The 19,851-nt window shown below is 61.6% G+C and carries 19 protein-coding genes; 13 read left to right on the top strand and 6 right to left on the bottom strand.

Annotation, left to right across the window (positions count from 1 at the left end; translation table 11 throughout):
* Window positions 1-110 precede the first annotated feature (110 nt).
* The gene (locus tag ACZRN6_RS19770) at window positions 111-974 is read left to right on the top strand and encodes an MBL fold metallo-hydrolase (RefSeq protein WP_322146204.1); all 864 of its coding nucleotides are present in this window, start codon (window positions 111-113) and stop codon (window positions 972-974) included.
* 118 nt (window positions 975-1,092) lie between these two features.
* Here the strand turns inward: ACZRN6_RS19770 and bkdR are convergent, their stop codons facing one another.
* Window positions 1,093-1,578, bottom strand: coding sequence for a Bkd operon transcriptional regulator BkdR (gene bkdR / locus ACZRN6_RS19765; protein ID WP_003212855.1), 486 nt, complete (start codon window positions 1,576-1,578; stop codon window positions 1,093-1,095).
* 195 nt (window positions 1,579-1,773) lie between these two features.
* On the opposite strand from bkdR, the gene ACZRN6_RS19760 reads away from it, so the two are divergent.
* The 5 genes from ACZRN6_RS19760 (at window position 1,774) to ACZRN6_RS19740 (ending at window position 7,992) form a co-directional block, all read left to right on the top strand.
* A complete protein-coding gene (locus ACZRN6_RS19760) occupies window positions 1,774-3,009 on the top strand; it encodes a thiamine pyrophosphate-dependent enzyme (RefSeq protein ID WP_464008600.1) in 1,236 nt (411 codons plus the stop codon).
* Between the two features lies 1 nt (window position 3,010).
* On the top strand, window positions 3,011-4,069 hold the full coding sequence (locus ACZRN6_RS19755; protein ID WP_010166768.1) for an alpha-ketoacid dehydrogenase subunit beta: 1,059 nt from the start codon (window positions 3,011-3,013) through the stop codon (window positions 4,067-4,069).
* Window positions 4,070-5,347: a dihydrolipoamide acetyltransferase family protein gene (locus tag ACZRN6_RS19750; protein WP_322146206.1), complete on the top strand. Its 1,278-nt coding sequence runs from the start codon at window positions 4,070-4,072 to the stop codon at window positions 5,345-5,347.
* 3 nt (window positions 5,348-5,350) lie between these two features.
* A complete protein-coding gene (gene lpdA / locus ACZRN6_RS19745; protein WP_464008599.1) occupies window positions 5,351-6,730 on the top strand; it encodes a dihydrolipoyl dehydrogenase in 1,380 nt (459 codons plus the stop codon).
* Window positions 6,731-6,972: 242 nt separating this feature from the next.
* A complete protein-coding gene (locus ACZRN6_RS19740; protein WP_322146208.1) occupies window positions 6,973-7,992 on the top strand; it encodes a branched-chain amino acid aminotransferase in 1,020 nt (339 codons plus the stop codon).
* Window positions 7,993-8,177: 185 nt separating this feature from the next.
* On the opposite strand, the gene ACZRN6_RS19735 is transcribed toward ACZRN6_RS19740, so the two are convergent.
* A complete protein-coding gene (locus ACZRN6_RS19735; RefSeq protein ID WP_464008598.1) occupies window positions 8,178-9,074 on the bottom strand; it encodes a GNAT family acetyltransferase in 897 nt (298 codons plus the stop codon).
* 298 nt (window positions 9,075-9,372) lie between these two features.
* Here ACZRN6_RS19735 and ctlX point away from each other — a divergent pair, with 298 nt between their 5' ends.
* The 7 genes from ctlX to ACZRN6_RS19700 all read left to right on the top strand — a co-directional run bounded on the left by ctlX (window position 9,373) and on the right by ACZRN6_RS19700 (window position 15,415).
* Complete coding sequence (gene ctlX, locus ACZRN6_RS19730; RefSeq protein WP_322146210.1) at window positions 9,373-10,299, top strand: citrulline utilization hydrolase CtlX; 927 nt, start codon at window positions 9,373-9,375, stop codon at window positions 10,297-10,299.
* A gap of 11 nt (window positions 10,300-10,310) precedes the next feature.
* Window positions 10,311-11,357, top strand: a complete 1,047-nt coding sequence (locus ACZRN6_RS19725) for an ornithine cyclodeaminase (protein ID WP_322146211.1) — start codon at window positions 10,311-10,313, stop codon at window positions 11,355-11,357.
* 374 nt (window positions 11,358-11,731) lie between these two features.
* Window positions 11,732-12,511, top strand: a complete 780-nt coding sequence (locus ACZRN6_RS19720; RefSeq protein WP_322146212.1) for an ABC transporter substrate-binding protein — start codon at window positions 11,732-11,734, stop codon at window positions 12,509-12,511.
* Window positions 12,512-12,644: 133 nt separating this feature from the next.
* Complete coding sequence (locus tag ACZRN6_RS19715) at window positions 12,645-13,346, top strand: ABC transporter permease (protein ID WP_464008597.1); 702 nt, start codon at window positions 12,645-12,647, stop codon at window positions 13,344-13,346.
* Entirely contained in the window at window positions 13,343-14,056 is a 714-nt protein-coding gene (locus ACZRN6_RS19710; protein WP_008434490.1) for an ABC transporter permease, read from the top strand. Before ACZRN6_RS19715 ends, ACZRN6_RS19710 begins: the two co-directional genes overlap by 4 nt.
* Window positions 14,057-14,059: 3 nt before the next feature.
* Window positions 14,060-14,905, top strand: coding sequence for an ABC transporter ATP-binding protein (locus ACZRN6_RS19705; protein WP_322146214.1), 846 nt, complete (start codon window positions 14,060-14,062; stop codon window positions 14,903-14,905).
* Window positions 14,906-14,917: 12 nt separating this feature from the next.
* Window positions 14,918-15,415, top strand: coding sequence for an Lrp/AsnC family transcriptional regulator (locus ACZRN6_RS19700; RefSeq protein WP_322146215.1), 498 nt, complete (start codon window positions 14,918-14,920; stop codon window positions 15,413-15,415).
* Window positions 15,416-15,611: 196 nt separating this feature from the next.
* Here ACZRN6_RS19700 and ACZRN6_RS19695 read toward each other — a convergent pair whose 3' ends face one another.
* From ACZRN6_RS19695 to ACZRN6_RS19680, 4 genes are all read right to left on the bottom strand, one after another.
* Window positions 15,612-16,445, bottom strand: a complete 834-nt coding sequence (locus ACZRN6_RS19695) for a TIGR03915 family putative DNA repair protein (RefSeq protein ID WP_464008596.1) — start codon at window positions 16,443-16,445, stop codon at window positions 15,612-15,614.
* A complete protein-coding gene (locus ACZRN6_RS19690; protein WP_464008595.1) occupies window positions 16,442-17,662 on the bottom strand; it encodes a putative DNA modification/repair radical SAM protein in 1,221 nt (406 codons plus the stop codon). The genes ACZRN6_RS19695 and ACZRN6_RS19690 overlap by 4 nt, the downstream gene beginning before the upstream one ends.
* A 68-nt stretch (window positions 17,663-17,730) precedes the next feature.
* Window positions 17,731-19,068, bottom strand: coding sequence for a lysine N(6)-hydroxylase/L-ornithine N(5)-oxygenase family protein (locus ACZRN6_RS19685; RefSeq protein ID WP_464008594.1), 1,338 nt, complete (start codon window positions 19,066-19,068; stop codon window positions 17,731-17,733).
* Window positions 19,069-19,195: 127 nt separating this feature from the next.
* A complete protein-coding gene (locus tag ACZRN6_RS19680; RefSeq protein WP_322146219.1) occupies window positions 19,196-19,678 on the bottom strand; it encodes a sigma-70 family RNA polymerase sigma factor in 483 nt (160 codons plus the stop codon).
* Window positions 19,679-19,851: the final 173 nt, after the last annotated feature.

Raw genomic sequence — 19,851 nt, 5'->3', positions numbered from 1 at the left:
CCACCACGATGCCATCCTTTGCCTCGGGTCATTCAATTCACTTAAGCTCGCAAGGTTATGTGGAAAACCCACTGAATGTAAGCCGCCATTAGCTATCCGGGAAACCCGTCATGTCAGCGTTGATTCAATCCTTTCTGGACGAGGCGTCGTCGACCTACACCTACGTCGTCTATGAAACGGACGGTGGCCAGTGTGCCATCGTTGATTCGGTGCTCAATTACGACCCGGCCTCCGGGCGTACCGGTACTGGCCAGGCTGACCAGGTGATCGCGTTTGTGCGCGAGCATGGTTTGCAGGTGCAGTGGTTGCTTGAGACCCATGCCCATGCGGATCACCTGTCGGCGGCGCCGTATTTGCGTCGTCAGTTGGGCGGCAAGATCGCAATTGGCCAGTCCATCAGCAAGGTGCAGGGGGTGTTCAAGAACCTGTTCAACCTGGAGCCGGAGTTTCGGGTGGACGGGTCGCAGTTCGACCAGCTGTTTGCGCCGGATGAGGTGTTTCATATCGGCAACCTGAAGGCCCAGGCGCTGCATGTGCCGGGGCATACGCCGGCGGACATGGCTTACCTGATTGAAGACCAACTGATTCTAGTGGGCGACACGCTGTTCATGCCGGATGTGGGCACGGCGCGCTGCGATTTCCCAGGTGGTGATGCGCGCCAGCTTTACGCGTCGATGCGCACGTTGTTGGCCTTCCCGCCGCAAACCCGGTTGTATGTGTGCCATGACTACCCGCCTGAAGGCCGCGCGGCCAAGTGCCTGACCACGGTGGCGGAACAGCGGGCGGGCAATATTCATGTGCATGACGGGGTGGATGAGGCCGCGTTTGTCGAGATGCGTACCACGCGGGATGCCGGGTTGGGCATGCCGACATTGTTGCTGCCGGCGATTCAGGTGAATGTGCGGGCCGGGGTGATGCCGCCGGCGGAGGAGAATGGGGTGGTTTACCTGAAGATTCCGCTTAATCAACTTTGAAATACATTACCCATTGTAGGAGCTGGCTTGCCAGCGATGGCGGTGTTTCAGACAGCGCATCTGGTGGCCGATACTCCGCTATCGCTGGCAAGCCAGCTCCTACAGGGACGGTGGGGTATTAACCGAGGTTGATGCCATTGGCCGGTAGCGGCAGCGCGGTTTTGTAGCGCACTTGCTTGAGGGCAAAGCTGGAGCGGATGTTGGCGACACCCGGGACTTTGGTCAGGAAGTCCATCATGAAACGCTCCAGGGACTGGATGGTCGGCACCAGCACCCGAATCAGATAATCGGGGTCGCCGGCCATCAGGTAGCACTCCATCACTTCGGGGCGATCCGAAATCGCCCCTTCAAATTGCTGCAAGGCCAATTCGTTCTGCTTTTCCAGGCTGACGTGGATGAACACATTGACGTGCAGCCCCAGCAGGTCGGCGTCCAGCAGCGTTACCTGGTCGCGAATCAGGCCCAATTCTTCCATCGCCTTGACCCGGTTGAAACACGGCGTGGGCGACAGGTTGACCGAGCGGGCCAGGTCGGCGTTGGTGATGCGGGCGTTCTCCTGAAGGGCGTTCAGAATGCCGATATCGATACGGTCCAGTTTGCGCATGAGACAAAACCACCTGTTTATTATGTTTATGCAGTTTTTTTATCCCCAAATGATCTCCAACGCAACGAAACAGAGATAAATATTCTCCTGAGCCGAGCCTATGATTGTTGTAGGACAAGATTTCTTCTACCCGAAGACGGACTGTCAGCGACCGCGCCCACTACAAGAAATTCACAAGATAGAGCGTAGAAAGCCATGACTCAGCAGTATGAACCACTGCGCCTGCACGTCCCCGAACCCTCGGGCCGCCCAGGCTGCAAGACCGACTTTACCTACCTGCGCCTCACCGACGCAGGCTTGGTGCGCAAACCCCCCATTGACGTAGAACCCGCCGACACTGCCGACCTGGCCAAAGGCCTGATTCGCGTGCTCGACGATCAGGGCCAGGCCCTCGGACCATGGGCTGAAGGCGTGCCAGTCGAGATTCTGCGCAAGGGCATGCGCGCCATGCTCAAGACGCGGATCTTCGACAACCGCATGGTGGTCGCCCAGCGTCAGAAAAAAATGTCGTTCTACATGCAAAGCCTCGGCGAAGAAGCCATCGGCAGCGCCCAGGCCCTGGCCTTGAACATCGACGACATGTGCTTCCCCACCTACCGCCAGCAAAGCATCCTGATGGCCCGCGAAGTGCCGCTGGTAGACCTGATCTGCCAACTGCTGTCCAACGAGCGCGACCCGCTCAAGGGCCGCCAGTTGCCGATCATGTACTCGGTAAAAGACTTCGGTTTCTTCACGATTTCCGGCAACCTCGCCACCCAATTCGTCCAGGGCGTGGGCTGGGGCATGGCCTCGGCCATCAAGGGCGATACCAAGATCGCCTCGGCCTGGATCGGCGACGGCGCCACCGCTGAATCCGACTTCCACACCGCCCTCACCTTCGCCCACGTGTATCGCGCGCCGGTAATTCTCAACGTGGTGAACAACCAGTGGGCGATCTCCACCTTCCAGGCCATCGCCGGCGGTGAAGCCACCACCTTTGCCGGACGCGGCGTGGGTTGCGGCATCGCCTCGCTGCGGGTCGACGGCAACGACTTTGTCGCGGTGTACGCCGCCTCTGCCTGGGCCGCCGAACGCGCCCGCCGTAACCTGGGGCCAACGCTGATCGAGTGGGTGACCTACCGCGCCGGCCCGCACTCCACCTCCGATGACCCGTCCAAATACCGTCCCGCCGACGACTGGAGTCACTTCCCGCTGGGCGACCCGATCGCCCGCCTCAAGCAGCACCTGATCAAGATTGGCCAGTGGTCCGAAGAGGAACACGCGGCGGTCAGTGCCGAGCTGGAAGCTGAAGTGATCAAGGCCCAGAAAGAAGCCGAACAGTACGGCACCCTGGCCGGTGGCCAGATTCCAAGCGCCGCGACCATGTTCGAAGACGTTTATAAAGAGATGCCGGAGCACTTGAAGCGCCAGCGTCAAGAGTTGGGGGTCTGACATGAACGATCACAACAACAATATCCAGCTGGAAACCGCCATGACCACCACGACCATGACCATGATCCAGGCCTTGCGCTCGGCCATGGATGTGATGCTTGAGCGCGACGACAACGTGGTGGTGTTCGGCCAGGACGTCGGTTACTTCGGCGGCGTGTTCCGTTGCACCGAGGGTTTGCAGAACAAGTACGGCACCTCGCGGGTGTTTGACGCGCCGATCTCCGAAAGCGGGATCGTCGGCGTGGCGGTGGGCATGGGCGCCTATGGCCTGCGGCCGGTGGCCGAGATTCAGTTTGCCGACTACGTGTACCCCGCCACCGACCAGATCATTTCCGAAGCCGCACGCCTGCGTTATCGCTCGGCCGGCCAGTTCACGGCACCGCTGACCATGCGCATGCCGTGCGGCGGCGGCATCTACGGCGGCCAGACCCACAGCCAGAGTATTGAGGCGGTGTTCACCCAGGTCTGCGGCCTGCGTACGGTGATGCCGTCCAACCCTTACGACGCCAAGGGCCTGCTGATCGCTTCCATCGAAAACGATGACCCGGTGATCTTCCTCGAACCCAAGCGCCTGTATAACGGCCCGTTCGACGGCCACCACGACCGCCCGGTAACCCCGTGGTCGAAACACCCGCAAGCGCAAGTGCCGGACGGTTACTACACCGTGCCACTGGACGTGGCTGCCATCGCCCGCCCAGGCAAGGACGTGACCATCCTTACCTACGGCACCACCGTGTATGTGTCGCAAGTCGCCGCTGAAGAAACCGGCATCGATGCCGAAGTCATCGACCTGCGCAGCCTGTGGCCGCTGGACCTGGAAACCATCGTCAACTCCGTGAAGAAAACCCGCCGCTGCGTGATCGTTCACGAAGCCACCCGTACCTGCGGGTTCGGCGCCGAGCTGGTGGCGCTGGTGCAGGAGCATTGCTTCCACTACCTGGAAGCGCCGATCGAGCGCGTCACCGGCTGGGACACCCCCTACCCGCACGCGCAAGAGTGGGCGTATTTCCCTGGCCCGACCCGAGTGGGCGCGGCTTTGCATCGGGTTATGGAGGTCTGAATGGGCACGCACGTTATCAAGATGCCGGACATTGGCGAAGGCATCGCAGAAGTTGAATTGTCGGTGTGGCACGTCAAGGTCGGCGACCTGGTGGTAGAAGACCAGGTGCTGGCGGATGTGATGACCGACAAGGCCATGGTGGACATTCCTTCGCCGGTGCACGGCAAGGTGATTTCCCTCGGCGGCGAGCCCGGCGAAGTCATGGCGGTTGGCAGCGTCTTGATCAGTATCGAAGTGGAAGGCGCCGGCAATACCAAAGAATCGGCATTGTCTGCAGTGGTTGAAGAGCTTGCACCTGCTCCGGCCACGAAAGTTGAAGCCAAGGCCGCGCCGGTGGTTGAACCCAAACCGGCCGCCAAGCCTGCAGTAGCAGCGACGCAATCGCCCGTGGCCCGCGAGGTCGACGACCGCCCGCTGGCCTCCCCGGCCGTGCGCAAACATGCGCTGGATGCTGGCATCCAGCTACGACTGGTGCAGGGTTCCGGCCCAGCCGGCCGGATTCTGCATGAAGATCTGGACGCTTACTTGCTCCAGGGTCCGGCGCAAAATTCCAGTGCCTCCAACCCTTACGCCGAACGCAACGACGAGCAGCAGATTCCGGTGATCGGCATGCGCCGCAAGATCGCCCAGCGCATGCAGGACGCCACCCGGCGCGCCGCGCATTTCAGCTATGTGGAAGAGATCGACGTCACCGCCCTCGACGAGTTGCGCGTGCACCTCAATGAGAAACACGGCGCCACCCGTGGCAAGTTGACCCTGCTGCCGTTCCTGGTACGGGCCATGGTCGTCGCATTGCGCGACTACCCGCAGATCAACGCGCGTTACGACGACGAAGCCCAGGTCATCACCCGCCTCGGTGCCGTGCACGTGGGCGTCGCCACCCAGAGCGATATCGGCCTGATGGTGCCGGTGGTACGTCACGCCGAAGCCCGCAACCTGTGGGGCACGGCAGAAGAGATCAACCGCTTGGCCAACGCTGCGCGCACTGGCAAGGCCAGTCGCGATGAGCTGTCGGGTTCAAGCATTACCCTGACCAGCCTGGGCGCGCTGGGCGGGATTGTCAGCACACCGGTGCTGAACCTGCCGGAAGTGGCCATCGTCGGGGTCAACCGCATTGTCGAGCGGCCGATGGTGATCAAGGGCCAGATCGTGATCCGCAAGATGATGAACCTCTCCAGCTCCTTCGATCACCGGGTGGTCGATGGCATGGACGCGGCGCAATTCATCCAGGCCATCCGTGGCCTGCTCGAACAACCCGCCAGCCTGTTCCTGGAGTAACCCATGTCTCAAACATTGCACACCACGCTGCTGATCATCGGCGGCGGGCCTGGCGGTTATGTAGCAGCGATTCGCGCTGGCCAGTTGGGTATCCCGACCATTCTCGTGGAAGGCCAGTCGCTGGGCGGCACCTGCCTGAACATCGGCTGCATTCCGTCCAAGGCACTGATCCATGTCGCCGAACAATTCCAGCAAACCGTGCACCACAGCCAGGGTTCACCGCTGGGCATCGAGGTCGATGTGCCGACCCTGGACATCGGCAAAAGCGTTGAATGGAAAGACGCCATCGTTGACCGCCTGACCACCGGCGTCGCCGCGCTGCTTAAAAAGCATAAGGTCCAGGTGATTCACGGCTGGGCCAAGGTTGTGGACGGCAAGACCGTCGACGTCGGCGACCAACGCATCCAGTGCGAACACCTGCTGCTGGCCACCGGTTCGAAAAGCGTCAACCTGCCGATGCTGCCGATTGGCGGGCCGATCATCTCCTCCACCGAAGCCCTGGCGCCCAAGCGCATCCCTAAACGCCTGATCGTGGTCGGTGGTGGCTACATCGGCCTGGAGCTGGGGATTGCCTATCGCAAGCTCGGCGCCGAGGTCAGCGTGGTCGAGGCGCAGGACCGGATCCTGCCGGCCTACGACGCTGAACTGACCCAACCGGTGGCCGAATCCCTCAAGCAACTGGGAGTGAAGGTATTTTTGAAACACAGCGTCACCGGCTTTGAGCACAACACCCTGCAAGTGCGTGACCCCAGCGGCGAGACGCTGACGCTTGAAACCGACCAGGTGCTGGTTGCCGTTGGTCGCAAACCCAACACCCAGGGCTGGAACCTCGAAACCTTGAACCTGGACATGAACGGCTCGGCGATCAAGATCGACAGCCGTTGCCAGACCAGCATGCGCAACGTGTGGGCGATCGGCGACCTCAGCGGTGAGCCGATGCTCGCCCACCGCGCCATGGCCCAAGGCGAGATGGTCGCCGAACTGATCAGCGGCAAATCCCGCGAATTCAACCCGGCCGCGATCCCGGCCGTGTGCTTCACCGACCCGGAACTGGTGGTGGTCGGCAAGACCCCGGACGAAGCCAAGGCCGCAGGCCTGGACTGCATCGTCTCGAGCTTCCCGTTCGCCGCCAACGGCCGGGCCATGACCCTGGAGTCGAAAACCGGCTTCGTGCGGGTAGTGGCGCGGCGCGACAATCACCTGATCGTCGGTTGGCAAGCGGTCGGTGTGGGCGTCTCGGAATTGTCCACGGCCTTCGGCCTGAGCTTGGAGATGGGCTCGCGCCTGGAAGACGTGGCGGGCACCATCCACGCCCACCCGACCCTCGGCGAAGCGGTACAAGAAGCGGCGCTACGGGCCCTGGGGCATGCATTGCACCTTTGAGACCGCGGTAGCGCCATCGCAGGCAAGCCAGCTCCCACAAGGGATCGGCATTCGACAGGGCAACACGGTCGAATGTGGGAGCCGGGCTTGCCCGCGATGACGGTGGATCGGCCGACCAGGATGCCGAATGGTCCACCTACCCCGCTCCCACACAAGCCAAGAATGAAGTATTGTTGCGCCCATCCAGAAATAAACCATAAGCCTGCCTTCGACCAGGCGGTTGACCAAAGATAGAGGGTGTCATGGGTAACGAAAGCATCAATTGGGACAAGCTGGGTTTTGACTACATCAAGACCGACAAGCGTTTCCTCCAGACCTGGAAAGACGGCGCCTGGCAAGAAGGCACTCTGACCGACGACAACGTGCTGCACATCAGCGAGGGCTCCACCGCCCTGCACTACGGCCAGCAATGCTTCGAAGGCCTCAAGGCCTACCGCTGCAAGGACGGTTCGATCAACCTGTTCCGCCCGGACCAGAACGCAGCGCGCATGCAGCGCAGCTGTGGCCGCCTGCTGATGCCACAAGTGCCGACCGAGACCTTCATCGAAGCCTGCAAGGACGTGGTCCGCGCCAACGAGCGGTTCATCCCGCCGTACGGCACTGGCGGCGCGCTGTACCTGCGCCCGTTCGTGATCGGCACCGGCGACAACATCGGCGTGCGTACTGCGCCGGAGTTCATCTTCTCGATCTTCTGCATCCCGGTAGGCGCCTACTTCAAGGGCGGCCTGACCCCGCACAACTTCCTGATCTCCGGTTACGACCGTGCAGCTCCCAACGGCACCGGTGCGGCCAAGGTCGGTGGCAACTACGCCGCCAGCCTGATGCCTGGTTCTTTGGCGAAAAAAGCCAACTTCGCCGACTGCATCTACCTCGACCCGGCCACCCACTCGAAGATCGAAGAAGTCGGCTCGGCCAACTTCTTCGGGATCACCCACGACAACAAGTTCGTCACCCCGAACTCACCGTCGGTGTTGCCGGGCATCACCCGCCTGTCGCTGATCGAGCTGGCCAAATCGCGCCTGGGCCTGGAAGTGGTTGAAGGCGACGTGCTGATCGACAAGCTGTCGGACTTCAAGGAAGCCGGCGCCTGCGGCACCGCAGCCGTGATCACCCCGATTGGCGGCATCGAGTACAAAGACAAGCTGCACGTGTTCTACAGCGAAAAAGAAGTCGGCCCGGTCACCCAGCAGCTCTACAAAGAGCTGACCGGCGTGCAATCCGGCGACGTCGAAGCGCCTGAAGGCTGGATCGTCAAAGTCTAAGCACACGGCTGCCAGCAACACCACAAAACCAATGTGGCAGCCGGCTTGCTGTAGTGAGCGGGCTTGCCCCGCGCTGGGCTGCGAAGCAGCCCCATCAATCTGTAGTGAACCCAACGGGGAACAAACCCCCTCACCACAACAAGCCCGCTCCCACATTTGGTTTCCTGCGTCTGGAAAACCGAGGTTCAGACTTTATCCCCCGGGATATTCCCCAGAACCTTCTTGCCCATGCTGATCCGCGGCTCCGCGCCATAACCCAGCGCCTCATAAAACCCCATCACCGCATCATTGCCGCTGGTGATCTGCAGATTGATCTTCATGCAGCCCAAGACGGTCAACGCCTGCTCCGCATGCCGCACCAGCGAAGCGCCCAAGCCCTGTCGCCGATAATCGTCATGCACCGCCACCGAATACAGCCAGCCACGATGCCCGTCGTAGCCTGCGAGGATGGTGCCAATCACCGCCTTCTTGTCGGTGGCCACGAAGAACAACCCATCGTTCACCGCCAACTTCTTGTCGATCGCCAGGCCCGGCGTGTTATGCGCTGCGTCATAACCAAACGCCGCCTGCCATAGCGCCACCACCTGCGCCCGATGCGCCCGGTCGCGGTAGACGCCGATGGGATGGCGCGATGACAACGCCTTCTCCATCACCAGCGTGCGCTCATTGCCATGGTAAACGTCGCGCACCGTGTGAAACCCCAGCTTGGTATAGAACGGCTCCGCGGTCAGCGAAGACGGCACATGCAGCGATGTCACCCCGGCTTCCCGGGCGCGCAACTCGATTTCAATCATCAACAAACGCCCGATGCCCTGCCCTTGCAGCGCCGGATTGACGAACACCGAGCGCACCACATTGGCATCCAGCGCGGCAGTGGCGACGATCACGTCATCCTGGGTCGCCACCAGCACCGTTCGCCGCGCCAGCAACCCCACGACAGCCTCGGGGGTAAAGTTGCTCGCCACCCGCGCAATCACATCCGCCGGATAATCCCGGGCGTTGCTGTCATGCAGGGCCGCCAGGATGACCTGGCTGATGCCCTCGGCGTCAGTGGTTTGGGCGAGACGAACTTCAGTGGGCATGGGCACTCCTTAATGACGGACTCAATTCCTGCAGCCCCCCATACTAATGTGGGAGCTGGCTTGCCTGCGATAGCGGTCTGTCAGCCAATCAAGTATCAACTGACAGACCTCTATCGCAGGCAAGCCAGCTCCCACAGTTGATCAGCTTTATTCCTTCAACCGCACCCAGCAGCCGATTCGGCTGCCACACCGCGCTTTTCAGCTTTCCCGGCTGGGCCGCCCCCTCACTTCAGCCGGGATTCTTCCTTCACACCGCACAAAATAGCCTCACTGCCCAACCCCATGGACCCGTGCCCCCATGCAAACCACCAATACCGTCTTGATGATCCGCCCGGCGCACTTCGCCTTCAACCCGGACACCGCGATCAACAACCGCTTCCAGCGCGCGCCCCTCGATCCGTTGGCGGCACAGCACAAAGCGCTGCAAGAGTTCGACGGCTACGTCGACACCCTGCGCCATCACGGCGTGGAAGTACTGGTGGTTCAAGACACCCCCGCTCCCCACACCCCGGATTCGATTTTCCCCAACAACTGGTGGAGCAGCCACGCCGACGGCAGCCTGGTGCTGTACCCGATGGAAGGCCAGAACCGCCGCCTGGAGCGCGACAAAGGTGTGCTCCAAGTGCTGGAGCAGCGTTTCGCGATCAAAGACACCATCGACTTCAGCCACCTCGAACAACAGAACATGTTCCTCGAAGGCACCGGCAGCATGGTCCTCGACCGCCAGCACCGCATCAGCTATGCGTGCCACTCGGGGCGTACGCATCAGGATGCCCTGCGCCAGTTCGCCGAACGCCTGGGCTACCAGGTCTGCGTGTTCCATGCCGTCGACCGCCACCACGCGCCGATCTACCACAGCAACGTGATGATGAGCGTCGGCCGCGACCTCTCCGTGGTGTGCTTGCAAGCGCTGCCCGACGACCACGAGCGCCAGGCCCTGGAAGGCTCCCTGCGCGGCACCGGAAAAGACATCGTCGCCCTGGACTTCGAACAGTTGGAAGCCTTCGCCGGCAACATGCTCGAAGTCCACGACCGCGACGGCCAGCCGCTGCTGGTGATGTCGGCCAGCGCCTGGGGCTCGCTCAAGCCCGCCCAGCGCCAGCATGTGGAACGTCACACCCGCCCGGTGGTGGTGAACATCGACAACATCGAACGCATCGGCGGCGGCAGTGCGCGCTGCATGTTGGCCGAAGTGCATCTGCCCGCCCGCCCCTCATTTCAATAAGGAGTCCTCCCATGACCCGCTATATCGACGTCAACGACTTGAGCTACCTGGTTTCGCAAAAAGGCCTGCAAACCTGCATCACCGAGATGGCCGAGTACATCCGCGCCGATTACCTGCGCTGGCAGGACTTTGAAAAATGCGCGCGCCTGGCCAACCATTCCCCCGAGGGCGTGATCGAGCTGATGCCGGTGTCCGACGCCTCGCTGTACGCCTTCAAATACGTGAACGGCCACCCGAAAAACACCCAGAGCGGCATGCTCACCGTAATGGCCTTCGGTGCCCTCGGCGATGTGGACACCGGCAAACCGGTACTGCTGGCCGAAATGACCCTGACCACCGCGATCCGCACCGCCGCCACCTCGGCCCTGGTGGCGCGCTACCTGGCCCGGGACAACAGCCGCAGCATGGCGCTGATCGGCAACGGTTCCCAAAGCGAGTTCCAGGCCCTGGCCTTCCACGCGATGCTGGGCATCAATGAAATCCGCCTGTTCGACATCGACGCCAAGGCCACCGCCAAACTGGCGGCCAACCTGAAAGCCTTCCCGGCGATCAAAGTGATCCTGGCAGGCAGCGTGGCCGAAGCCGTGAAAGGTGCCGACATCGTCACCACCGTCACCGCCGACAAGGCCTACGCCACCATCCTCACGAACGAGATGATCGAACCGGGCATGCACCTCAATGCCGTGGGCGGCGACTGCCCCGGCAAGACCGAACTGGACCGACGAATCGTCGAACGTGCCCGCGTGATCGTCGAGTACGAACCGCAAAGCCGCATTGAAGGCGAAATCCAGCACATGCCGGAAGATTCGCCGGTCACCGAACTGTGGCAAGTGATCAACGGCCAGGCCCCGGGCCGCGAAAATGCGCGCCAGGTCACCCTGTTCGACTCGGTGGGTTTTGCCATCGAAGACTACTCGGCATTGCGTTACGTGCTGGACGTGGCCAAGGCGCTGGACGTGGGCAGCGAACTGGAACTGGTGCCGGACCTCGCCGACCCCAAAGACCTGTTTGCCCGCCTGGCCCAGCCACCGGCCGCACAGCACAAAAAGCGCGCCTGAGACCGCTCTGGCCTGCCGCTTTGCGTGAGGGGCAGACCGAAAAAGCCCGGTCCACAAGCCGATTTAGCGGGTACCCCAGCCGTTTCCGCTGTGGCCCGCGTTTTAACAGCACATTCCGCGCGCCGCAGCGGGGGTAAACGACACAAAAAACGCACCATCTTGAAGCATTCTCTCTGACAACAAACAGCCCAATGTAGTGAGGCAGCCCAATGTGGCGAGGGAGCTTGCTCCCGCTGGAGTGCGTAGCGCTCCCGGGATTTTGGGGCCGCTGCGCAGCCCAGCGGGAGCAAGCTCCCTCGCCACAAAAGCCAGCTCGCCTTAGCTTTCAACTTTTCTACTGCCCTGACATCAATTACAAAATATAGGGAATACACATGACTCCGCTCCGATCACTTTTCGCTGCGCTGCTCCTGCCATTGGCCGCAACCGCTGCCCAGGCTCAGGAATGGAAAGAAATCCGCTTTGGGGTTTTCCCCGAATACCCACCGTTTGAATCCGTCGCCGCCGACGGCAGCCTGCAAGGTTTCGACATCGACCTGGGCAACGCCATCTGCGCCAAGCTGGAAGTCAAATGCGTGTGGGTCCACAACGAATTCGACGGCATGATCCCGGCCCTGCGCGCACGCAAGTTCGACGCCATCATGTCCTCCATGGCCGTGACCCCGGCCCGCCAGAAAGTCATCGACTTCAGCGACCGGCTGTTCCTCAGCCCGACCTCGGTGATCACCCGCAAAAGCGCCGACTTCGGCGACACCCCCGAATCGCTGAAAGGCAAACAGGTGGGCGTGCTGCAAGGCTCGCTGCAAGAAGCCTACGCCCGTGCGCACCTGGCCAGGCTCGGCGCGCAGATCAAGGCGTACCAGTCCCAGGAACAGAACTACGCCGACCTGCAAAACGGTCGCCTCGACGCCACCCTCACCGACAAGCTCGAAGCCCAGCTGAACTTCCTGTCCAAGCCTGAAGGCGCCGACTTCAAGACCGGCCCGGCCTTCAAGGACCCGACCCTGCCGCTCGACATCGCCATGGGCTTGCGCAAGAACGACAAGGACCTGGTGGAGCTGATCAACAAAGGCATCGCCGCCGTCCAGGCCGATGGCACCTACACACAGATCCAGAAGAAATATTTCGGCGATCAGGATATCTACAACGAGTGATATCCACCTCGCCCCTGTAGGAGCTGGCTTGCCAGCGATGGCTGCCTGAAGCATTGCGCTGAACTCGACGGCCCCATCGCCGGCAAGCCGGCTCCTACAGGGGACGTCTGAGCCCCACAGAGATCTCCCCTCCATGAATGAACTCCTCAACTTGCAGGGCTTCGGCCCGCTGCTGGCCCAGGGTGCCTGGATGACGGTCAAGCTGGCGTTCCTGGCGCTGCTCCTGAGCCTGTCCCTGGGACTGATCGCGGCGGGTGCCAAACTCTCCAGCGTCAAGCTGCTGCGGGTTCCGGCCACGCTCTACACCACGCTGATCCGCAGCGTGCCGGACCTGGTACTGATCCTGCTGATCTTCTACAGCCTGCAACTGTGGCTGAACGACCTGAGCGAAATGCTTGGCTGGGCCTACTTCGAAATCGACCCGTTTACCGCCGGTGTCATCACCCTCGGTTTTATCTACGGTGCGTACTTCACCGAGAACTTTCGCGGGGCGATCCTCAGCGTGCCGGCTGGCCAACTGGAAGCTGCGACCGCCTACGGCCTGAGCCGCTGGCAGCGCTTTCGCCTGGTGCTGTTCCCGCAACTGATGCGCTTCGCGTTGCCGGGCCTGGGCAATAACTGGCTGGTGTTGCTCAAGTCCACGGCGCTGGTGTCGATCATCGGCCTGTCGGACCTGGTCAAGGCCGCGCAGAACGCCGGCAAGACCACCAACGACCCGCTGTATTTCCTGATCCTCGCGGGCCTGGTGTACCTGGTGATCACCACTCTCTCCAACCGCATCTTTAAACGCCTCGAACGGCGTTACAACGTGGGCATCAAGGGGATGGCGCGATGATCGAACTGATCCAGCAATACGGCCTGGCCTACCTGTTCACCGACGGCAACGGCTTTTCCGGCGTGGCCATGACCCTGTGGCTATTTATTATCTCGGTGGTGCTGGGCTTCTTCCTGTCGATCCCGCTGGCGATCGCACGGGTATCGGAACACTTCTGGATCCGCTGGCCGGTGGAGGTCTACACCTACCTGTTTCGCGGCACGCCGCTGTATATCCAGTTGCTGATTTGCTACACCGGCCTCTACGGCCTCGACGTGGTGCAGGACAACGCCCTGCTCAACCAGTTTTTCCGCAATGCGCTGAACTGCACGCTGCTGGCGTTTGTGCTGAACACCTGCGCCTACACCGTAGAAATCTTCGCAGGGGCGATTCGCAACATCCCTCACGGGGAAATCGAAGCCGCCAAGGCCTACGGCCTGCACGGCTGGCGCCTGAACCTGTTTGTGGTGGTGCCCGCTGCACTGCGCCGCGCACTGCCGGCCTACAGCAACGAAATGATCCTGATGCTGCACGCCACCTCCCTGGCGTTCACCGCCACCATCGCCGACATCCTGAAAGTGGCCCGCGATGCCAACGCCGAAACGTTCCTCACGTTCCAGGCATTCGGTATCGCGGCCCTGTTGTACATGCTGCTGTCCTTTGCACTGGTGGGCCTGTTTCGACTGGCCGAACGTCGCTGGATGCGTTTTCTTGTTCCTACCCGAGGCTAACCCATGAATCAGTCCGCGCAGGCCCTGGCCGCTTACCCCACCGATGTACGCCCGGCCGCCAAACCGGTGGCCGTGGCCGAAAACGCCAACATCAAACTCCAGGTCGAAGGCCTGCACAAACGCTATGGCGAACATGAGGTGCTCAAGGGCGTCTCGCTCAACGCACGCAACGGCGACGTGATCAGCCTGATCGGCGCCAGCGGCTCCGGCAAAAGCACCATGCTGCGCTGCATCAACTTCCTCGAACAGCCGGACGCCGGGGTCATCACCCTGGACGGCATCAGCATCGAAATGCAGCAAGGCCGCGCCGGCACCCGCGCACCGCACCAGGCGCAATTGCAGAACCTGCGCACCCGCCTGGCCATGGTGTTCCAGCATTTCAACCTGTGGAGCCACATGACGGTGCTGGAAAACATCACCCTGGCCCCGCGCCGGGCGTTGGGCGTGAGCGCCGCAGAGGCCGAAAAACGTGCACGCCTGTACCTCGACAAGGTAGGCCTGCCGGGCCGTGTGGCCGACCAATACCCGGCATTCCTCTCCGGTGGCCAGCAACAGCGCGTGGCCATCGCCCGGGCCCTGGCGATGGAGCCGGAGATTATTCTGTTCGACGAGCCCACCTCGGCGCTCGACCCGGAACTTGTAGGAGAAGTGCTTAAAGTCATACAGACGTTGGCTGAGGAAGGTCGTACCATGCTCATGGTCACCCACGAAATGGGCTTTGCCCGGCAGGTGTCCAGCCAAGTGTTGTTTCTGCACCAGGGCCGTGTTGAGGAACAAGGTGGAGCCGAGATCCTCGATCAGCCAAACAGCGAACGCTTGCAGCAATTTCTTTCCAACCGATTGAAGTGAACACCAGACACCATGGATACCAAGGCCACCGGACCAAACGCCTCCCCTGCACTGGACCGCATCGATGAAGCCATCATCGACGTGTTGCGGCACCAGGGCCGCATCACCTACGAACGACTCTCGTCGCTGGTGCACCTGACGCCCAGGCCATGCCTGGAGCGGGTGCGCAAGCTGGAGCGACGTGGGGTCATCCGGGGTTACGGGGCGATCATCGATGTGCAGCTGGTTTCGCCGGGGTTGTCATTGCTGGTGCTGGTGGCCCTGTCCAACCAGAGCGGGCGCTCGGCGCAAAAGGCGTTTGAGGCGTGCGTCAAAGCCTGCCCGCAAGTCTTCGAATGCCAGTTGATCAGCGGGCCTTTCGACTACAGTTTGCGCATGCGCTGCCGGGACATGGAGCACTACCGGGTGTTGACGGAAACCTGGTTGAACAACGATGAATTGCACATCGATAAACTGGTGGCGCACCCGGAGTTGGCTGTGGTGAAAAATACCGCTACGGAACTGGCCTGAACACCACCTGCTAAAACCACACACATTACTGTGGTGAGCGGGCTTGCCCCGCGCTGGGCTGCGAAGCGGCCCTAAAACCTGCGCTCCGGTTCCGTCTGAAAGAACTCGGTGAGTTTATTGGGGCTGCTTCGCAGCCCAGCGCGGGGCAAGCCCGCTCACTACAAAAGCCCGCTCATCACAAAAGCCCGCTCCTACATTAACCGGGTCCGCTTGAGATTCGCTTGCCCGGCCTGGCCCCAATCAACTTCGCCTGCCCATCGCGCTGCTTACCCGTACGCGCCTCGCTGATCAAACCCGGGATCAACTTGCCCTCCGGCAGATTCTTCCAGAACCGACTCGGCAAATGCCCTTCCATTACCTTGGGGTTCAACCGCGCCGGGTTAAAGATATGGCTGTAGTACGTCAGCCACATCGCACTGTGGGGGTCCTCGACATTCTGCGCTAACGCCTGCCATTGCGCCGGGCATTGCCGTTGATGGATCAACCGCTCCCCATCGTAATAAACCCCATCCAAAGGCGTGGCGATCATCCAGCGATGGCGCCCCATGCGCCCGACAAAATGCTGGCTGGCCACCTTCAAGATATCGTGGGCCGGCTCATGCCACGCTACATACTCCGGCAACTGCGGCCCCGCCTCTGCCGGCAATGCGATAAACCGCACAAACGCATGCAGGTGATGGGCCTCGCGCTGCACCTGCTTGATCCGCCGCTGCAACTCGCTGCCCAGCTTGTCCCCCGACATCATCGCTGTGCGGTCACCATGGCTTACGCGCCATAACACTTCATACAACAGGCTCCAGCGCTGTTCACCGTGGTAACACGCGGCAGATTCCAGCAGCTCCAGCAGTGCCTTGGGAATCCGCGCCTGGAACGGCCCGCATTCGGCCGGGTACTGCTCGTCCGTGGCAAACAGGTCCGCCACTTCGGCCACGCCCCAACTCACATGGCTTGGGTCAATCTGATGACTGAGCAACCAGCGCGCCTGCTCGCGCCAGGTGCCGAACAGGTTGTCGCATTCCAGGCTGATCATCCCCAAAGCCCCATTTGCTGCGGCTGCGGCCGGTCACGCAGTTGTTCGCGCAGCAGCATGCTGGTGCTTTCCGCCTGCTGCGGGTGGTAGTCACTGGTGATGAAAAATGGCTTGGCCTTGGCCAGCACGCAGCGCATGCGCGCCAGGTCTTCGAAGCGGATCTTGCGCTGGCGGCGCAGGTCCACCAGCCGTTGGGTGGTGCGCAGGCCAATCCCGGGAATGCGCGCAATAAGCGTCGGCTCGGCGCGGTTCAGGTCCAGCGGGAACACCTCGCGGTGCTCCAGCGCCCACGCCAATTTAGGGTCGATATCCAGGGCCAGGTCGCCGGGCCCTTCTAACAATTCGTTGGCGCTGAACCCATAACTGCGCAACAGGAAATCCGCCTGGTACAAACGGTGCTCGCGCATCAAAGGCGGCGCTGCCAGGGGTACGCTTTTAGGGCTGTTGGGTATCGGGCTGAACGCCGAGTAATACACCCGGCGCAATTTGAAATTGCCGTACAACGCCTCGGCGCTATGGAGGATGGTGCTGTCGTCGGTGTCATCGGCGCCGACGATCATCTGCGTGCTCTGCCCGGCCGGCGCGAAACGCGGCGCGCGGGGCTCGTTGAGCACGGTCTGTTCACCGGTATAGATGGTTTGCATGGCCTGCTTGATCGAGACGATCTGCTTCTCGGGCGCCAGGGTTTGCAGGCTCTTGTCCGTCGGCAACTCGATGTTCACGCTGAGGCGATCGGCATACCGCCCCGCCTCGGCAATCAGCGCCGGGTCGGCTTCGGGAATGGTCTTGAGGTGGATATAGCCGCGAAAGTCATGTTCTTCGCGCAGGAGTTTGGCAACCCGCACCAACTGCTCCATGGTGTAGTCGGCCGAACGGATGATGCCGGAGCTGAGAAACAGCCCGCTGACGCAGTTGCGCCGGTAGAAGTCGAGGGTCAGGGTCACCACCTCCTCCGGGCTGAAGCGTGCACGGGGCACGTCGCTGGAGCGGCGGTTGACGCAGTATTGGCAGTCGTAGAGGCAGAAGTTGGTCAGCAATACCTTGAGCAGGGATACGCAGCGACCGTCGGGCGTGTAGCTGTGGCAGATGCCCATGCCATCGGTGGAACCCAGCCCCGCCTTGCCTTCCGAGCTGCGCTTGGGCGCGCCGCTGCTGGCGCAGGAGGCGTCGTACTTGGCGGCGTCGGCGAGGATGCTGAGTTTTTCGATCAACTGCATGGGGCTTCTACCGATACTGGTTTTTTGTACAGTATAAGCAGCAAGCCCCGAGGTTCAAGTACAGCCTGTCAGCTGGCGGTGGCCAGCAGCAGGTCCTGCACCGAACGGCTTTTGCCACGGCTGCGATCATGCTCGTACAGCGACGCGGCAATCTCGTCGGCACGAATCGGCAAAATCGACAGCAAGGTGTCACTCAAGCCATGGCTGGCCTGGCTGAAGCCCTGCATGTAGATGCCGGCCTTGCAGCGCTCGTCGGTGACGATGCGGTAGTCGCGGCTGACCTCGAAGTCGCCCATGTAGTCTGCCAACGGGGCCAGCAACTGGCGGTGCATCTGGCGCTCATACCCGGTGGCCAGCACGACTGCATCGTAGTGGTTGAGGCTGGTTTCGCCGGTGGCGTTGTTGCGCAGCGCCAACTCGACACCCAACGGCCCGGCCGTGGCTTTTTCCACGGTGGTCAGGGTGCGGAACGCGTGACGGGCAATACCGGAGACTTTCTGCCGGTAGAAGATCCCGTAGATGCGCTCGATCAGGTCCAGGTCCACCACCGAGTAGTTGGTGTTGTGGTACTCGTTGACCAGGCGCTCGCGCTCACTGCCGTTCTGCTGGAACACCAGGTCGGTAAATTCCGGCGAGAACACTTCGTTGACGAACGGGCTGTCATCGGCAGGCTTGAGGGCCGAGCCGCGCAGGATCATGTCGACCTGCACCGACGGGAAGCTGTCGTTGAGGTCGATAAAGGCTTCGGCCGCGCTCTGGCCACCCCCGATGATCGCGATGCGCATCGGCTTGCCGTCGACACACGGTTGCTGGGCCATGCGCTCCAGGTACTGGGAGTGATGGAACACCCGCCCATCATCCTTGAGCCCCTTGAACGAGGCCGGAATACGCGGCGTACCACCGGCACTGACCACCACCGAGCGGGTGGTGCGAACGTGCTGCTCACCCTGGGCATCCCGGGAGATCACCCGCAGCGCCTCGACCTGCTGCTGATGCAGGATCGGCTCGATGGCCAGCACTTCCTCGCCGTAACGGCTCTGGGCCTGGAACTGCGCGGAGACCCAACGCAGGTAGTCGTTGTACTCCATGCGGCACGGATAAAAGGTGCCCAGGTTGATGAAGTCCACCAGGCGCCCGTGGGCTTTCAGATAATTGACGAACGAATACGGGCTGGTGGGATTGCGCAGGGTCACCAGGTCCTTGAGGAAGGAGATCTGCAATTCACTCTGGGTGACCAGGGTGTTGCCGTGCCAGCGGTAGTCGGCCTGCTTGTCGAGGAACAGCACGTCCAGTTTGCCCTGGGCTTTCTCGCGTTCCTGCAGGGCGATGGCCAGCGCCAGGTTCGAAGGGCCGAAACCGATACCGATCAGGTCGTGAACGGCGGGCGATGCAATTGCCTGTGTCATTCCAGTGTCCTCTGGATAAGCCCCGTGGCAGTGGGGCGGGAAAGCCTCAGAGACCTGAAGGCACAGCAACAGGTCGTGTGTTGATAGGAGACGAGGACAATGAAATAAAATTTAGCTATCGCTGGACTCAGTGCACATCCCACTCACGAATGCGCGCCCGGCAATGCTTCATGGCATTGACGATGTGTTTTTCCACCAGCGCGCGGGAAATACTCAGGCGCTCGGCGATTTGCGGGTGGGACAGACCGTCGAGCTTGCGCAGCAGGAAACTGTCACGGCAGAGCGCCGGCAGTTCGGCCAGTGCGCGCTCAAGCATCTCCAGGCGCTGCCCGTGGTCCAGGCTGTGGTGGGGCGAGGAAAGCGAAAAGCGCTCCTCGCTGTCGAGTACTTCCAGGGGTTCATCCTGGCGCAGGGCGTTGCGCCGATGACCGTCGATCACCAGGTTGAGCGCCGTGCGATAGAGAAACGCCCGGGGCTGGTCGATCGGGACCTCACTGGCGCGCCCCAGCACCCGCACATAAGCGTCATGCACCACATCTTCGGCCACCTGACGGTTGCCCAGCTTGGCGTTGAGGAAACACACCAGCTCGCGATAGTAGTTTTCCAACATGACTCCCGACCGCCTGAAGGCGGCATTAGGTCCTTTGATTACGAAGATAACGGCCGATTCGGTGATGCAGCTCGATGATGGCAGTTTGAGGTGCGTGTAATTTATAGTAATTCTCATCTAGTTTTAAACAAGACTTGCAACGCCGGCCAATTATTTTGCCTGACACACCTGTA

The sequence above is a fragment of the Pseudomonas sp. A125 genome (assembly GCF_055409485.1).
Note: the sequence above shows the minus strand (reverse complement) of the source record. Positions and strands in the feature narration are given on the sequence as shown.

What these genes read in the sequence shown, in the direction of transcription:
- ACZRN6_RS19770 (WP_322146204.1), top strand. Translation starts at nt 111, where the DNA reads ATGTCAGCGTTGATTCAATCCTTTCTGGACGAGGCGTCGTCGACCTAC.
- bkdR (WP_003212855.1), bottom strand. Translation starts at nt 1,578, where the DNA reads ATGCGCAAACTGGACCGTATCGATATCGGCATTCTGAACGCCCTTCAG.
- ACZRN6_RS19760 (WP_464008600.1), top strand. Translation starts at nt 1,774, where the DNA reads ATGACTCAGCAGTATGAACCACTGCGCCTGCACGTCCCCGAACCCTCG.
- ACZRN6_RS19755 (WP_010166768.1), top strand. Translation starts at nt 3,011, where the DNA reads ATGAACGATCACAACAACAATATCCAGCTGGAAACCGCCATGACCACC.
- ACZRN6_RS19750 (WP_322146206.1), top strand. Translation starts at nt 4,070, where the DNA reads ATGGGCACGCACGTTATCAAGATGCCGGACATTGGCGAAGGCATCGCA.
- lpdA (WP_464008599.1), top strand. Translation starts at nt 5,351, where the DNA reads ATGTCTCAAACATTGCACACCACGCTGCTGATCATCGGCGGCGGGCCT.
- ACZRN6_RS19740 (WP_322146208.1), top strand. Translation starts at nt 6,973, where the DNA reads ATGGGTAACGAAAGCATCAATTGGGACAAGCTGGGTTTTGACTACATC.
- ACZRN6_RS19735 (WP_464008598.1), bottom strand. Translation starts at nt 9,074, where the DNA reads ATGCCCACTGAAGTTCGTCTCGCCCAAACCACTGACGCCGAGGGCATC.
- ctlX (WP_322146210.1), top strand. Translation starts at nt 9,373, where the DNA reads ATGCAAACCACCAATACCGTCTTGATGATCCGCCCGGCGCACTTCGCC.
- ACZRN6_RS19725 (WP_322146211.1), top strand. Translation starts at nt 10,311, where the DNA reads ATGACCCGCTATATCGACGTCAACGACTTGAGCTACCTGGTTTCGCAA.
- ACZRN6_RS19720 (WP_322146212.1), top strand. Translation starts at nt 11,732, where the DNA reads ATGACTCCGCTCCGATCACTTTTCGCTGCGCTGCTCCTGCCATTGGCC.
- ACZRN6_RS19715 (WP_464008597.1), top strand. Translation starts at nt 12,645, where the DNA reads ATGAATGAACTCCTCAACTTGCAGGGCTTCGGCCCGCTGCTGGCCCAG.
- ACZRN6_RS19710 (WP_008434490.1), top strand. Translation starts at nt 13,343, where the DNA reads ATGATCGAACTGATCCAGCAATACGGCCTGGCCTACCTGTTCACCGAC.
- ACZRN6_RS19705 (WP_322146214.1), top strand. Translation starts at nt 14,060, where the DNA reads ATGAATCAGTCCGCGCAGGCCCTGGCCGCTTACCCCACCGATGTACGC.
- ACZRN6_RS19700 (WP_322146215.1), top strand. Translation starts at nt 14,918, where the DNA reads ATGGATACCAAGGCCACCGGACCAAACGCCTCCCCTGCACTGGACCGC.
- ACZRN6_RS19695 (WP_464008596.1), bottom strand. Translation starts at nt 16,445, where the DNA reads ATGATCAGCCTGGAATGCGACAACCTGTTCGGCACCTGGCGCGAGCAG.
- ACZRN6_RS19690 (WP_464008595.1), bottom strand. Translation starts at nt 17,662, where the DNA reads ATGCAGTTGATCGAAAAACTCAGCATCCTCGCCGACGCCGCCAAGTAC.
- ACZRN6_RS19685 (WP_464008594.1), bottom strand. Translation starts at nt 19,068, where the DNA reads ATGACACAGGCAATTGCATCGCCCGCCGTTCACGACCTGATCGGTATC.
- ACZRN6_RS19680 (WP_322146219.1), bottom strand. Translation starts at nt 19,678, where the DNA reads ATGTTGGAAAACTACTATCGCGAGCTGGTGTGTTTCCTCAACGCCAAG.